Annotated in this window: 13 protein-coding genes; 6 read left to right on the plus strand and 7 right to left on the minus strand. The window is 66.8% G+C overall.

All coding sequences use genetic code 11. The features are described 5' to 3' along the window. Positions 1-83: 83 nt before the first annotated feature. Positions 84-1,331, plus strand: coding sequence for an MFS transporter (locus CDV49_RS06900; RefSeq protein ID WP_373447786.1), 1,248 nt, complete (start codon positions 84-86; stop codon positions 1,329-1,331). Positions 1,332-1,383: 52 nt separating this feature from the next. Here the strand turns inward: CDV49_RS06900 and CDV49_RS06905 are convergent, their stop codons facing one another. The 3 genes from CDV49_RS06905 to CDV49_RS06915 form a co-directional block, all read right to left on the minus strand. Further along, positions 1,384-2,622, minus strand: coding sequence for a saccharopine dehydrogenase family protein (locus CDV49_RS06905; protein ID WP_088214821.1), 1,239 nt, complete (start codon positions 2,620-2,622; stop codon positions 1,384-1,386). Between the two features lie 57 nt (positions 2,623-2,679). Further along, positions 2,680-3,774: a carboxynorspermidine decarboxylase gene (locus tag CDV49_RS06910; RefSeq protein WP_088214822.1), complete on the minus strand. Its 1,095-nt coding sequence runs from the start codon at positions 3,772-3,774 to the stop codon at positions 2,680-2,682. A gap of 183 nt (positions 3,775-3,957) precedes the next feature. Continuing rightward, positions 3,958-4,569, minus strand: a complete 612-nt coding sequence (locus tag CDV49_RS06915; protein ID WP_088214823.1) for a GcrA family cell cycle regulator — start codon at positions 4,567-4,569, stop codon at positions 3,958-3,960. 380 nt (positions 4,570-4,949) lie between these two features. On the opposite strand from CDV49_RS06915, the gene CDV49_RS06920 reads away from it, so the two are divergent. The 3 genes from CDV49_RS06920 to argF are packed head-to-tail and all read left to right on the plus strand — an operon-like array spanning position 4,950 to position 7,616. After that, positions 4,950-6,146 (plus strand): aspartate aminotransferase family protein, encoded by a 1,197-nt coding sequence (locus tag CDV49_RS06920; protein WP_088214824.1) that lies wholly within the window; start codon positions 4,950-4,952, stop codon positions 6,144-6,146. Next, complete coding sequence (locus tag CDV49_RS06925) at positions 6,139-6,690, plus strand: GNAT family N-acetyltransferase (RefSeq protein WP_179209138.1); 552 nt, start codon at positions 6,139-6,141, stop codon at positions 6,688-6,690. The genes CDV49_RS06920 and CDV49_RS06925 overlap by 8 nt, the downstream gene beginning before the upstream one ends. After that, the gene (gene argF / locus CDV49_RS06930; RefSeq protein ID WP_088214826.1) at positions 6,690-7,616 is read left to right on the plus strand and encodes an ornithine carbamoyltransferase; all 927 of its coding nucleotides are present in this window, start codon (positions 6,690-6,692) and stop codon (positions 7,614-7,616) included. Before CDV49_RS06925 ends, argF begins: the two co-directional genes overlap by 1 nt. 44 nt (positions 7,617-7,660) lie before the next feature. Here the strand turns inward: argF and CDV49_RS06935 are convergent, their stop codons facing one another. Continuing rightward, the gene (locus CDV49_RS06935) at positions 7,661-8,047 is read right to left on the minus strand and encodes a hypothetical protein (RefSeq protein WP_088214827.1); all 387 of its coding nucleotides are present in this window, start codon (positions 8,045-8,047) and stop codon (positions 7,661-7,663) included. A 119-nt stretch (positions 8,048-8,166) separates the two neighbouring features. On the opposite strand from CDV49_RS06935, the gene CDV49_RS06940 reads away from it, so the two are divergent. Further along, entirely contained in the window at positions 8,167-8,595 is a 429-nt protein-coding gene (locus CDV49_RS06940) for a VOC family protein (protein ID WP_088214828.1), read from the plus strand. 15 nt (positions 8,596-8,610) lie between these two features. On the opposite strand, the gene hrpB is transcribed toward CDV49_RS06940, so the two are convergent. Together hrpB and CDV49_RS06950 are read right to left on the minus strand one after the other, a co-directional pair. Further along, a complete protein-coding gene (gene hrpB / locus CDV49_RS06945) occupies positions 8,611-11,076 on the minus strand; it encodes an ATP-dependent helicase HrpB (protein WP_088214829.1) in 2,466 nt (821 codons plus the stop codon). Next, complete coding sequence (locus tag CDV49_RS06950) at positions 11,076-11,804, minus strand: DUF3108 domain-containing protein (RefSeq protein WP_088214830.1); 729 nt, start codon at positions 11,802-11,804, stop codon at positions 11,076-11,078. Before CDV49_RS06950 ends, hrpB begins: the two co-directional genes overlap by 1 nt. A gap of 164 nt (positions 11,805-11,968) precedes the next feature. On the opposite strand from CDV49_RS06950, the gene meaB reads away from it, so the two are divergent. Beyond that, on the plus strand, positions 11,969-12,943 hold the full coding sequence (gene meaB, locus CDV49_RS06955) for a methylmalonyl Co-A mutase-associated GTPase MeaB (protein ID WP_373447788.1): 975 nt from the start codon (positions 11,969-11,971) through the stop codon (positions 12,941-12,943). On the opposite strand, the gene CDV49_RS06960 is transcribed toward meaB, so the two are convergent. Then, a complete protein-coding gene (locus CDV49_RS06960; protein WP_088214831.1) occupies positions 12,912-13,367 on the minus strand; it encodes an NUDIX hydrolase in 456 nt (151 codons plus the stop codon). The genes meaB and CDV49_RS06960 overlap by 32 nt on opposite strands.

Here is a 13,367-nt window from a genome sequence, read left to right on the forward strand (position 1 = left end):
CGAAAGTCTTTGACCAAAGCACGAAAGAACTCGATTCGGAACTGCCTTAAGAACAGGCGGAAGTATTACGCGGAGTCCCTCCCTTGTCCGATGTGTCTATAACCCCCGATATCGCGGCGCCGTTGCAGCCCGCACAGCCCGCCCCACGGCGACGTCTGGATAGCACGACTTGGTCGATCATCCTTGCCGTCAGCCTGTGTCATATGCTGAACGATGTGATGCAGTCGCTGCTCGCGGCGATCTATCCTCTGCTGAAGGCGGATTTCGCGCTGGATTTCTGGCAGATCGGGGCGCTGACGCTGGCCTTCCAGGGCACGGCCTCGCTTTTGCAGCCGGCGATCGGCATCTATACCGACAAAAACCCGTTGCCGATGTCGCTCCCCTGGGCTTCCGTGCTCACTTTTCTCGGATTGATGGTGCTCTCGGTCGCGGGCAGCTATCCGACGCTGCTCATCGGCGCCTCTCTGGTCGGGATCGGCTCGGCCATCTTCCACCCGGAGGCGTCGCGCGTGGCCCGGTTCGCTTCCGGCGGCCGTTATGGCACGGCGCAATCGCTCTTTCAGGTGGGAGGCAATTTCGGAACCTCGCTCGGGCCGCTGCTCGCTGCTTTCATCGTGGTGCCGCTCGGGCGTCCGGCCGTGGCATGGTTCGGGGTGCTGGCGCTGATCGCGGGCTTCGTCCTCTATCGGGTCGGGCTTTGGTATCGCGACATCCGCGAGGAACTGCAGGCCCGCAAGGCCGCCGACAAGACGCTGCCGCTGCCCCGGGCGCGGGTGATGTGGTCCATCGGGATCCTCGCCTTCCTCGTGCTGACCAAGAATGCCTACATGGCGGGGATGACCAGCTTCTACACCTTCTACCTGATCGAGACCTTCGGCCTCGGCACGCAGGCGGCGCAGGTGATGCTGTTCCTGTTCCTCGGCGCCGTCGCCGTCGGCACGATCCTCGGCGGGCCCTTTGCCGACAGGTTCGGCCCGCTCACGGTGATCTGGGTGTCCATCCTGGGTGTGCTGCCCTTCACGCTGCTGCTCCCCCATGCGAACCTGTTCTGGACGGGAGTGCTGACCGTCGTGATCGGCGTGATCCTCGCCTCCGCCTTCTCCGCCATCGTGGTCTTTGCACAGGAACTGCTGCCGGGGCGGGTCGGGATGGTTGCGGGTATCTTCTTTGGCCTGTCCTTCGGGCTGGGCGGGATCGCCGCCGCGCTGATCGGGCTTGCGGCCGACAGCCACGGGATCGCCAGCGTCTATCACGTCCTTGCATGGTTCCCGGCGCTTGGTCTGCTGACGATCTTCCTGCCGAAATCGGCGGAACTGCGGCGCAAGAGCTGATGCGAAAAGGGCGCCCAAAGGGGCGCCCTTTCACAATCCCGGGTTTTCACCCTCAGTAATCCAGCGGCCTGTCGCCATCCTTGTCCTTCACGCGGGTCGGCAGGCCCAGACGGTCAAGTTCCTTGAGGAACGGTAGCGGCGGCAGTTCCTCCACATTGACCATCTTGCCCACGTCCCAGTCACCACGTGCGATGAGGAGCGCGGCAGCAACCGGCGGCACACCAGCGGTGTAGGAGATCCCTTGGCTGCCGACTTCCTCATAGGCTTCCTTGTGGTCCGCGACGTTGTAGATGAACACTTCGGCCGCTTCGCCGTTCTTCGTTCCGGTCACCAGATCGCCGATGCAGGTCTTGCCCTCATAGTCGGGGGCGAGGCTCGCAGGATCCGGCAAGACCGCCTTGACCACCTTGAGCGGCACGACCTCCTGACCCTCGGCCGTCTTCACAGGCTTTTCGGAGAGCAGGCCGAGATTCTTCAGGACGGTGAACACGTTGATGTAGTGGTCGCCGAAGCCCATCCAGAAGCGCACATCGGCATCGGGATAGTTTGCGGAGAGGGAGTGCACCTCATCATGGCCGGTGAGATACGCCTTCTGCTTGCCAACGACCGGTAGATCCCATTCTCGGCCCACCTCGAACATGCTGTTCGACTGCCACTGGCCATCCTGCCAGGAATAGACTGTGCCGGTGAATTCGCGGAAGTTGATCTCCGGGTCGAAATTGGTGGCGAACCAGCGTCCGTGCGAGCCCGCATTGATGTCCACGATGTCGATCGACTTCACCTCATCGACATACCGGTCGGCGGCGAGGCGGGCATAGGCATTGACCACGCCGGGATCGAACCCGACGCCGAGGATCGCGGTCACGCCCGCTTGCGCCGTGCGTTCCCGCCGCTGCCATTCGTAGTTGCCATACCACGGCGGTGTCTCGCATATCTTCGCCGGGTCTTCGTGGATGGCTGTGTCCATATAGGCTGCGCCGGTCCGGATGCAGGCTTCCAGCACGTACATGTTCACGAAGGCGGAGCCGACGTTGATGACGATCTCCGCACCCGTCCTCTCGATCAAAGCGGCAACCGCGTCGGTATCCATCGCATCGACGGCATGACCTTCGAACACGCCGGGAACCTTCAGGGCGCTTTTCGCATGCACGCTTTCGATGATCGCATCGCACTTCGCCTTGGTGCGCGATGCGATGTGGATATCGCCGAGAAGGTCGTTGTTCTGGGCGCATTTATGCGCAACGACCTGCGCCACGCCACCGGCTCCGATGATGAGGACGTTCTTCTTCATTCCATGAGGCCTCGTTGGTCTGAGAGTGAAGGCCCCCCGCCGATGGGGGGCGCGGGGTCAGGAAAGCGCGGCGGCGAATTCGTCATAGCCGAAGTCGCGCACTTCAGTCAGGGTTCCATCCAGTTCGCGGATGGCGATGGAAGGCATCTTCACGCCGTTGAACCAGTTCTTCTTGACCATCGTGTAACCGGCAGCATCCTGGATCGACAGCCGGTCCCCGGATTTCAGGGGGTGGGGAAAGCGGAACTCGCCGAAGATGTCGCCCGCGAGACAGGATTTCCCGCAGACCATCCATTCCTCCGGCCCTTCGTTCGGCTCCATCTTGGCGGACTGGCGATAGATCAGCAGATCGAGCATGTGGGCCTCGATGGAGCTGTCCACGATGGCGAGGTTCTTTCCATTGTGCAGCGTGTCGAGCACCGTCACCTCCAGTGTGGTGGATTTGGTGATCGCCGCCTCTCCCGGCTCCAGATAGACCTGCACGCCATATTCGCCGGAAAACCGCTTCAGCCGCTCCGCCAGTTTCATCAGCGGATAACCCTCGCCGGTGAAGTGGATGCCTCCGCCCAGCGAAATCCAGTCCAGCCGCCGGATCAGCCCGCCGAAGCGTTGCTCGATCAGGCCCAGCATCTCGTCGAACCGCTCGAAACTCTCGTTTTCGCAGTTGTTGTGGAACATGAAGCCGGAAATCGCGTCGAGATGCGGTTCGATCCGCTGGGGATCCCATTCGCCAAGCCGTGAGAAGGGCCGCGCCGGATCCGCCAGATCGAAGCCGGAGGTGGAGACGCCGGGATTGACCCGCAGGCCGCGGACATGCCCCTCCGACACGTCGCGGAAGCGTTCGAGCTGCCCGGCGGTGTTGAAGATGACCTTGTCGGAATTGGCCAGAACCTCGTCGATCTCGTCAGGCGCCCAGGCCACGGAATAGGCGTGCGTCTCGCCCGGAAACTTCTCCCGCCCGAGCTTCACCTCGTAAAGCGAGGAGGAGGTGGTGCCATCCATGTAGTCCGACATGAAATCGAAGACCGACCATGTGGCGAAGCACTTGAGCGCCAGCAGCGCCTTGGCGCCGGAGGCTTCGCGCAGCGTGGCGATCTTCTCCATGTTGGGCAGGAGCAGCGCCTTGTCGATCACGTAGCAGGGTGTCTGCATGGGGGCCTCCTACGGCGTCAGGGCGGGCGACCGCGTCGCCCGAGGAAGGCGACGACGTAGTCATTTTTCTCCGCCGCCTCAAGTCCCCGGGGCAATTTGCCGCCGAATCTGCCCTGCCGAAGCAACAGGAAGATGACGCCGCGCGGAATGCGCGCGGACGCTCGATCAGGGGGAGGGCGCGACTTAGCGGCGGCGGTCCCGGCGCGCGGACATCGGTTGGAAAGCCACGCTCACATGCGCTTCGCAATAGGGCTTGCCGGGCGCAGCGGCATGACCGCAGAACCAGAAATCGTCCGTGGCCGGGTCACCGATCGGCCATTTGCAGGTCCGTTCCGTCAACTCCAGCAGGGTGAGCTTGCGGGCGCGCTTCTCCACCTCGCGGGCGGAGGCGAGGGTTTCGGGGCTGATTTCGTTGGTCGAGGGCTGCGGCGGAAGCGGTTGCAGACCGTTCGTCACCGGGCGGCGGGTGGAAAGCTGGGTCGGTGGCGGCGGTGCGACACGCGGTTGCGGCTCGGCACGGCTCGGCTCTGCCCGGACAGGTTCCGGCTCCGGCTCGGGTGCGCTCTCGACGACGACCTCGATCACCGTTTCCTGCACCACGATCTCCTCGACCGTTTCGACAACGGCTTCCTCTTCCTTCTCACCCGGTCCACGGTTGGAAAGGCCAAGCCGATGGACCTTGCCGATCACCGCGTTGCGCGTGACACCGCCAAGTTCCTTGGCGATCTGGCTGGCGCTCTGGCCTTCGCCCCACATCCGCTTCAGGGTCTCGACGCGTTCGTCGGTCCAGGACATTCAGTGCCTCCGGCTGAAAGCCGCCATCTCGGCTGCGCCAGGGGGCGCACCGGCAAGCGGCAAAATTCGGGTTCTTGGCGCCGCATTCTAAGCGGGACACGGCGAGATACAAGCGACAGGCCGCCGATTCAAGCATAACCGCAGCAAAGGTCGCTTTCGATGAGATGAGCACCGCAAAAAAGATTTACAACCCTGCACCGAGCCGTTATCCGCGTCACATGATCGCAAAGCTCCGCCTTTCCCTGCCGAGCCGACGTCGTCGCACCCGCGTCTGACGTCCCGATCGCCGTGCGCCTGCCGCACATCTTCTTTCAAACCACCGTCGTTGACTCGCCCCCGCTGCTTTGGCACCTCTGGGGCGCATTTCAGAGGATGATCCGATGATCACGTCCGTGCTGCCGACCTACAACCGCGCGCCGCTGTCCTTCGTGAAGGGGGAGGGCGTCTGGCTGACGGAGGCGGGCGGGGAGCGATACCTCGACCTTGGCGCAGGGATCGCGGTGAACGTGCTTGGTCACGCCAATCCCGCGCTGGCGGAAGTGTTGTCCGAACAGGCGCACAAGCTCTGGCACACATCGAACCTCTACATCGTGCCGGAGCAGCAGCGGCTGGCCGATCTGCTGGTCGCGCATACCTTTGCGGACACGGTGTTCTTCACCAATTCCGGGACGGAAGCGGCGGAACTGGCCATCAAGATGGCGCGCAAATACTGGTATGACGGTGGCGAGAAGGAGCGGGTGGAGATCATCACCTTCGAGGGCTGCTTCCATGGCCGCTCCTCTGCCGCCATCGCGGCCTCCGGCGCGGAGAAGATGGTGAAGGGCTTCGGCCCGCTGCTTCCGGGGTTCGTCCACCTCCCCTTCGGCGACATGGCCGCGGTGAAGGCCGCGATGACGGAAAAAACCGCGGCGATCCTGCTCGAACCCATTCAGGGCGAAGGCGGTATCCGTCCCTTCGGAGACGCCTTCCTGAAGGAAGTCCGTGCCCTTTGTGATGCGACCGGCACGCTCCTCATCCTCGATGAGGTTCAATGCGGCGTCGGGCGCACGGGCAAGCTCTTTGCCCACGAATGGGCCGGGATCACCCCGGATATCATGATGGTGGCCAAGGGTATCGGCGGCGGTTTCCCCCTCGGCGCCGTGCTGGCGACGGAGACCGCGGCGCGGGGCATGACAGCGGGCACCCATGGCTCGACCTATGGCGGCAACCCGCTGGGCTGCGCGGTGGGCGCGAAGGTCATGGATATCGTGGCCGACCCGGCGTTTCTCGAAGCGGTCAATCACAAGGCCGGGTTCTTCCGCCAGAAGCTGGAGGGGCTTGTCGCCGCGCATCCCGAGGTCTTCGAGGAAGTGCGCGGGCAGGGCCTCATGCTGGGCCTGAAGTGCCGCATCGCTCCTGCCGATCTGGTGGCCGCGGGCTATGCGGAAAAGGTGCTGACCGTTGGTGCCGCCGATAACGTCGTCCGCCTGCTGCCCGCGCTGAACATCGCGGAGGCGGAGATGGCCGAAGCGGTGGAGCGTCTGGACCGTGCCGCCGCCGCGCTCTCCCCGGAGAAGAAGGCGCAGGCCGGTGATTGAGGCGCGGCCCCCTTCCGCCACCGGCAGCGAGGCGGTGACCGGCATCCGGCTGGATCCGGTCACGCCCGCAGACCTGCCGCTTCTCGGCTCATGGCTCCGCCTGTCGCACGTCCGCCGCTGGTGGGATGCGCCGGAGGAGCAACTGGCCCGCATCGGCGAGCGGATCGGATCGCCACTGATTTCGCAACAGATCGCCAGCTATTACGGGCAACCGTTCGGTTATGTGCAGCATTACCGCCTTCTGGACTGGCCGGGCGGGGCCGGTGGGCTGCCGGAGGATACGCGGGGCATCGACCTGCTCATCGGGCCGTCTGGCCGGCTTGGCCGGGGTCTTGGGTCCGGCTTGCTCCGGGCTCTCTCAGCCAGGCTTTTTGCGGAGGGTGTGCCTGCTCTCGCGGGCGATCCCGATCCGGCGAACATCGCGGCTGTTCGGGCCTTCCGCCGGGCGGGGTTCCGCGATTATGCTGCCGGTTCCGACATGCCGCCGCTCATGGTGCTTCTTGCCAATCCGACGCCGGATGAAAACGACGAAAGACAAGCCTGATGAACAGCTTCCTCGATATTCATACCACGGCACCTGAAGACTTGCGGGGCATGATAGACAATGCCCGTGCCATGAAACTGGCGCGCAACGGTCGTCCCAAGGGTGCTGTGGATGACGAATTGCCGCTAAAGGGCCGCATGGTCGCCCTGATCTTCGAGAAGCCCTCCACCCGGACCCGCGTCTCCTTTGACGTGGGCGTGCGCCAGATGGGCGGCGAGACGATGGTGCTGTCCGGCAAGGAAATGCAGCTCGGCCATGGTGAGACGATTGCCGATACCGCGCGCGTCCTGTCCCGCTATGTCGATCTGATCATGATCCGCACGTTCGAGGAGGCCACGCTCTACGAAATGGCCGAACATGCGTCCGTCCCGGTCATCAACGGCCTGACCAACCGGACGCATCCCTGCCAGATCATGGCCGATGTGATGACCTATGAGGAACATCGCGGCAATATCGCGGGCCGCAAGGTGGTGTGGTGTGGCGACGGCAACAACGTCTGTGCCTCGCTCATCCATGCGGCGGGGCAGTTCGGGTTCGATTTCACCTTCACCGGTCCGCCGCCGCTGGACCCGGAGCGGGAGTGGCTGGACTTCGCGCGGTCCCGGGGTGCGGGGGCGGAGATCGTGCGCGATCCTGCCCGCGCGGTGGAGGGGGCCGATCTTGTTGTCACTGACACGTGGGTGTCGATGCATGATCCGCAATCGGCGCGGGAGCGGCGGCACAACCAGCTTCGCCCCTATCAGGTGAACGAGGCGCTCATGGCGCATGCGAAGCCCGACGCGCTTTTCATGCATTGCCTGCCCGCCCATCGCGACGATGAGGTGACGAGCACCGTCATGGACGGGCCGCATTCCGTCGTCTTCGACGAGGCGGAAAACCGGCTCCATGCGCAGAAGGCCGTCATGCGATGGTGCCTCGGCGTCTGACGGGCGAATCTGACCTCCGCCCGATCGCCCGAAGTGTTCCGGCGTCATGTGCCCCGCGGTTTCGGGGCGGGGATATCGTATTCCTGCCCCTCCACGATCAGCCGTGCGGCGCGGATCGTTTCCCGGCCCGACAGCACGCCCACCACCTGAGCGGCCTTGCCGTCCTGCGGCGGTGCTGCGGACAGGCCGGAGCGGCTGACCTGCCGTTGCGAGCCGAGCAACACGTGCCACCGGTGGCCGTCGCTGTCCTCCAGCGTCATTCCCGGCGCGGGGGCGGCCAGGTTCACATCATGGACGGCGCCGTTGATCGTCACCTGACCCATCCAGCCCGCGAACCGATGCGCATGTGCCAGCTGCGGCGCGGCGTGATAGGCAAGCGCGGCAAGGAGAAGCGTCGCAAGGCTGACCCGCCCGATGTCTCTCGTCGTCATTCGCCCCTCCTTTGTTTGGCCCGGCAGAGCATATGTCGGGCCGGCACAGGCGGGGAATCACGCTTGCTTGACCCTGCGGGCTCCGGTCTATCTTTCCCGACATGCAGGGAGGGAAGGACATGGAAACCGAACGATTGCATCGCGGGCGGCTCATCGACCATCTTCAGCTCGTTGTCCGGGACTTGGAAGCGAGCCGCCGGTTCTACGGCGCCGTGCTGGACGCGCTGGATATTCCGATCGGCGGGGAGGGGGAGGGTTTCTTCTGGGCGGACGAGCTGTTTGTCTCATCCGCCGACAGCCCGGCGGCCCTAGGCGAACTCACCGGGCGGCACCATCTCGCCTTTCAGGCGGAGGATGAGGCGCAGGTGCGCACATTTCATGCCGCAGGTCTTGCGGCGGGGGGCACCGACAACGGCGGTCCCGGAGAGCGGCCCTATCACCCCGGCTATTACGCCGCGTTCCTGCTGGACCCGGACGGCAACAATATCGAAGCGGTCTTCCATGGCCCCGCCCGCCGCAGCGCGCCCTCCGTGGTCGTGGAGTTCTGACGGGGTTCTGGACGGTCAGGCCGTCTGGCCCCGGGGTTTGGCCCGCAGCGTGGGTTCGGCCTGCGTCGGATCCTCCGGCCACGGATGGCGGGGATACTGGCCGCGCATGTCCTTGCGCACATCAGCATAGCTCGTGGCCCAGAAGCGGGGCAGGTCGGTCGTCACCTGCACGGGGCGGCGGGCGGGCGAAAGCAGCGTAACGCGGAGCGGCAGGCGTTTCGGACCGATGGCAGGATGCTCCGTCACGCCGAACATTTCCTGCAACCGCACCTCGATCCCCGGAACGCCGCCGCGATAGTCGAGCGGGATGCGGTTGCCGAGCGGCGTGGTGAAATGGCCGGGCGCCAGCCGGTCGAGGGCCTGCATCTCCTCCCACCCCAGCATCTGACGCAGCGGTTCGAGCGGGTCGAGCGCCTTCAGGTCCGCCGCCGTACGCCGCCCCGCCAGATGCGGCAGGAGCCAGTCCTGCAACCCTGCGGTCAGCCCGGCGTCGGACATGTCGGGCAGGTCCACCCCCTCTGCCCGGAGCAGTTCCACCCGTGCGCGGAACCGTTCCGCCGCCTCCGTCCAGCCGAGCGAGGAGAGGCCCAGATCGCGCACCCCGTCCAGCAGCGCCCCCGCCACCCGGTCCTCCGGCGCGTCCTGCCAGATGCGGTCGTCCAGCATGATGGAGCCGAGCCGCTCCTGCCGCCGGGCGATGACGCGACGCTCGCGGGGTGACCAGACGCAGACATCCTCCCAGCCGATGCGCTCGCCGTGAAGACGCCGCACCCCAGCCTCGGTGATTTCCACCGCCTGCCGGATCGTCGGCTCCCGCGCCGTGCCGCCCAGATCGGTCGCGACAAGCAGACGCTGGCCCGACATCGGATCGCCCGCCGCGATGGTCACGCCTTTGCCGCCCGACAGCAGCCAGCGCGGTGTTTCCCCCTTGCGGCGCAGGCCGATGCGGTCAGGATAGGCGAGGGAGGCCATCTCGCCCGGCGTCATGTCCGGCCCCTCCGAGCCCGCCAGCCGGGAGAGCCGCCGCGCTTCCTGCCGGATCGTCTCCACCGTCGCGCGGTCGGCAGGCCAGGGGCGGCGCTCGGCATAGGCGCGCAGGTCGCGCACTGCCTCCAGCCGCAGGGCGAGGTCGGCGGGCGCGCCCCGCAGGGGATCCCGCGCGGCCATCAGCGCCGCCAGCGGTGCGGCCTGCCTGCCCGCGAGCCGCAGCATATGGCCAAGGCGGGGGTGCAGCGGTATGGGCGCGAGTTGCCGCCCGTGCTCCGTGACGCGGCCCGCGTCATCCAGCGCCCCCAGATCCTGCAGCAGTGCCCGGGCTTCGGCCAGCGCAGGGGCGGGGGGCGGTGTCAGGAAGGCCAGCCCGCCTCCGTCCGGCGCACCCCAGAGCGCCAGTTCCATGGCGAGCGGGGCGAGGTCGGCCGTCTCCATCTCCGGCGGTGGAAAGGCGGGGAGCGCGCCCTCCTCTCCCTTGGCCCAGAGGCGGTAGCATACACCCGGTGCCACGCGTCCTGCCCGGCCCCGGCGCTGCTCCGCCTCCGCCCGTGTCACCCGCTCCGTCACGAGGCGGCTCATGCCCGAACCGGGGTCGAACCGTGCCCGCCGCGCCCGGCCCGCATCCACAACGACACGCACGCCCTCGATAGTGAGGGAGGTTTCCGCGATGGCGGTGGAGAGCACGATCTTGCGCCCCTGGGTCGAGGGCGCAATCGCCGCGCGCTGCTCCGCAAAGGGCAGCGCCCCGTAGAGCGGGCGCACCGTGGCGCCCGGAATGTCGAGCAGCGCCGCGACCTGCCGGATCTCCCCCTCGCCGGGCAGAAAGACGAGGATGTCGCCTTCTGTCTCCGCTGCCGCCTGTGTGACGAGCGCGGCAGTGGCAGGCGCGAGGCGGGTTCCGGCAAGAAGCGGGGCGGCGAGCCAGCGCGTCTCGACCGGAAAGGCCCGGCCCTCGGAGGTGACGAGCGGCGCGTCCTCCAGCAGCCGCGCGACGGGGGCTGCGTCCAGCGTCGCGGACATCACGATGACGATGAGATCGGGGCGCAGGGCGCTCCGCGCCTCCCATGTCAGCGCAAGGCCCAGATCCGCGTTCAGGGAGCGCTCGTGGAACTCGTCGAAGATCACGGCGCCCACGCCGGACAGTTCCGGGTCGGACTGGATCATGCGGGTGAGGATCCCCTCCGTCACGACCTCGATCCGGGTCGTCGGGCCGGTGCGGCTTTCGCCCCGGATGCGGTAGCCGACGGTTCCCCCGACCGCCTCCCCGAGCGTCTCGGCCATGCGTTCCGCGGCCGCGCGGGCAGCAAGGCGGCGGGGCTCCAGCATCACGATCCGGCCCGTCACCTGTGGCAGCAGGGCCAGCGGCACCCGCGTGGTCTTGCCCGCGCCGGGCGGAGCCTGAAGGACGGCCCGGCCCGCCGTCGCCACTGCCTCCGCCAGCGCGGGCAGGACGGTGTCGATGGGAAGCGGTGACCAGCCCTCTCTCATCAGCGCCGCGTCAGCACCGCCGCGCCATAGAGCGTGTCCATGCTGATCTGTGAGACCTGCATGATACCTTGACCGGCCGGCGTATAGGTCATGGTGAAGTTGAACACGGTCTTTTCCGCCATTTCGCGATCCGAGAATCCTGCCACCCGCTCATAACGCCCCGTGCAGAGGATGGCATCCCCCTCTGCGCGCGGATTGGAGAGCGTGACACGGCTCCGGCGTTTGCCGTCGAACATGAAGCCGTCGTATTTGCACACTTCCGCCGCAGGTGTGGGGCGCAGGCCGATCCAGATGGCCGTCAACGGGTCGATGGTGCCGCCCTGCGTCGCAGGATCGACGCTATTGCCCCGCCGGTCGCGTTCGGGCGGATCATATTCCACCACCTGCGGCGTGCCCCCCTGATAGCGCATGACGGAGCGGGACTTCCGCTTGCCGGTGTCGGCATCCTCCGTATAGCGGGAAGGGGTATAGCGCCCGCCGTTTCGCGCTCCCTGCACCTGCGCATCATAGCGCATGGTGCGGAAGAGACCGACCAGCCCCGCGCTCTGAAGCCGCCCGGCAACGGAATAGCTGCCCGCCGTCTCCTGCCCGGTCATGGACAGCGTCGCGGCGGGAATCCCCCGGATCCGCAGGTCGAAGGTGCTGCTCACCTGCTGCGCCATGGCGGGCGCGAGGGGGAGGGTCATCAGAAGGGCGGCGGCGAGGGCGGTGCGGACGGGCAGTGGCATGGCATGTTTCTCCGGTTCGGACTGGACATATAACCCTGCCCTTGGGCAAGTAATCCCCGCGGCAGCCGGAAATGTGGTCCGCCGCCGAAACCTGCCGAAGGGATGCGATGACAGTGCAGACGACTTCCGCAAGGCGCGGCCCCGTCGGGGCAGGCGAAATCAGCATGCTCGCGACGGGCGTTCTCTCGGGCGATCGCCGTGCGCTGGCCCGGGCGATCACGCTGGTGGAAAGCCAGCGCGCCGATCACCGTCTGCTGGCGGAGGACTTGCTCGACCGGCTGGCGGGGAGCGGGCGGCAGGCGCTGCGGCTCGGCCTTTCGGGCACGCCTGGGGTGGGCAAATCCACTTTCATCGAGAGCTTCGGGTTGCGGTTGACGGAGGAGGGCAAGCGGATCGCCGTGCTGGCCGTCGATCCGTCCTCCGCGCGGACGGGCGGGTCCATCCTTGGCGACAAGACGCGGATGGAACTTCTGTCCCGTGATCCGAACGCCTTCATACGCCCCTCGCCCAGCCGTTCCGAACTGGGCGGTGTGGCCCGCCGCACGCGGGAGGCCGTCGCGCTTTGCGAGGCTGCCGGGTTCGATGTGGTTCTGGTGGAGACGGTCGGCGTCGGGCAGTCGGAGACGATGGTGGCGGAGATGACCGACATCTTCGTCCTGCTGCTGGCCCCGGCAGGTGGGGACGAGCTTCAGGGGGTGAAACGCGGGATCATGGAGATCGCCGACCTGATCCTTGTGAACAAGGCGGATGGCGATCTGAAGGCGGCGGCGACGCGGACCTGTGCGGATTACGCCGGTGCCTTGCGTCTGCTGCGGAAGCGCCCGCAGGATCCCCCCGGGTATCCCAAGGCGCTGACCGTCTCTGCCCTGGAGCAGGCGGGGCTGGCGGAGGCCTGGGAGGAGATCGGGGCACTGACGCGCTGGCGGCAGGAAAGCGGCTGGTGGGCGGAGCATCGCGCCTCGCAGGCCCGCCACTGGTTCGAGGAGGAGGTCCGCTTTGGCCTCATCGCGCGCCTCTCCGCCGATCCCGCCGTGCGGGCGGAGCTGCTGGCCTTGGGACAGGCGGTGATGGAGGGCCGTGCCGCCCCCGCCCGTGCCGCCCGCGACCTCATCGACCGCCTGTCGCAGCCTCCGGCCTGAACCCCGCGGCAAGGCAGTCCGCAACCCGCGAACGGAGCACGGGCACGGCCTCCGGGTGGGTCAGGAACACCGCGACCGGCATCAGGCGCCATTCCTGCCCCTCATCGCCGAACCGGATTGCTGCCACGTCCTCCGCAGTGAGCGTTCCGGCAAAGAAATGTGCGGGCAGCAGGCCCGGGCGCGGGTGAATGCAGTGCCACCGGAGCCGCGGGGGCGGCAGGCGGATACCGAACTCCTCCTCCAGCTCTCGCAGCACGCATGCCTCCGGCGTCTCGTTGCCTTCCCGGCCCCCGCCGGGAAGATCCCATGCCCCCGGCCATGGCAGGTCCGGCCGGTCATCCCGCCGCATCACGAGCAGGTCATCACCCAGGAACAACGCGATTTTCGCGCCGTCGAAAGGGGCACCCGCCTGGCGGCCCGTCAT

Origin of the sequence: Haematobacter genomosp. 1 (assembly GCF_002196855.1) — a bacterium.
Lineage (GTDB): Bacteria > Pseudomonadota > Alphaproteobacteria > Rhodobacterales > Rhodobacteraceae > Haematobacter.

What these genes read in the sequence shown, in the direction of transcription:
- CDV49_RS06905 (WP_088214821.1), bottom strand. Translation starts at nt 2,622, where the DNA reads ATGAAGAAGAACGTCCTCATCATCGGAGCCGGTGGCGTGGCGCAGGTC.
- CDV49_RS06910 (WP_088214822.1), bottom strand. Translation starts at nt 3,774, where the DNA reads ATGCAGACACCCTGCTACGTGATCGACAAGGCGCTGCTCCTGCCCAAC.
- CDV49_RS06915 (WP_088214823.1), bottom strand. Translation starts at nt 4,569, where the DNA reads ATGTCCTGGACCGACGAACGCGTCGAGACCCTGAAGCGGATGTGGGGC.
- CDV49_RS06920 (WP_088214824.1), top strand. Translation starts at nt 4,950, where the DNA reads ATGATCACGTCCGTGCTGCCGACCTACAACCGCGCGCCGCTGTCCTTC.
- argF (WP_088214826.1), top strand. Translation starts at nt 6,690, where the DNA reads ATGAACAGCTTCCTCGATATTCATACCACGGCACCTGAAGACTTGCGG.
- CDV49_RS06935 (WP_088214827.1), bottom strand. Translation starts at nt 8,047, where the DNA reads ATGACGACGAGAGACATCGGGCGGGTCAGCCTTGCGACGCTTCTCCTT.
- CDV49_RS06940 (WP_088214828.1), top strand. Translation starts at nt 8,167, where the DNA reads ATGGAAACCGAACGATTGCATCGCGGGCGGCTCATCGACCATCTTCAG.
- hrpB (WP_088214829.1), bottom strand. Translation starts at nt 11,076, where the DNA reads ATGAGAGAGGGCTGGTCACCGCTTCCCATCGACACCGTCCTGCCCGCG.
- CDV49_RS06950 (WP_088214830.1), bottom strand. Translation starts at nt 11,804, where the DNA reads ATGCCACTGCCCGTCCGCACCGCCCTCGCCGCCGCCCTTCTGATGACC.
- meaB (WP_373447788.1), top strand. Translation starts at nt 11,969, where the DNA reads ATGCTCGCGACGGGCGTTCTCTCGGGCGATCGCCGTGCGCTGGCCCGG.
- CDV49_RS06960 (WP_088214831.1), bottom strand. Translation starts at nt 13,367, where the DNA reads ATGACGGGCCGCCAGGCGGGTGCCCCTTTCGACGGCGCGAAAATCGCG.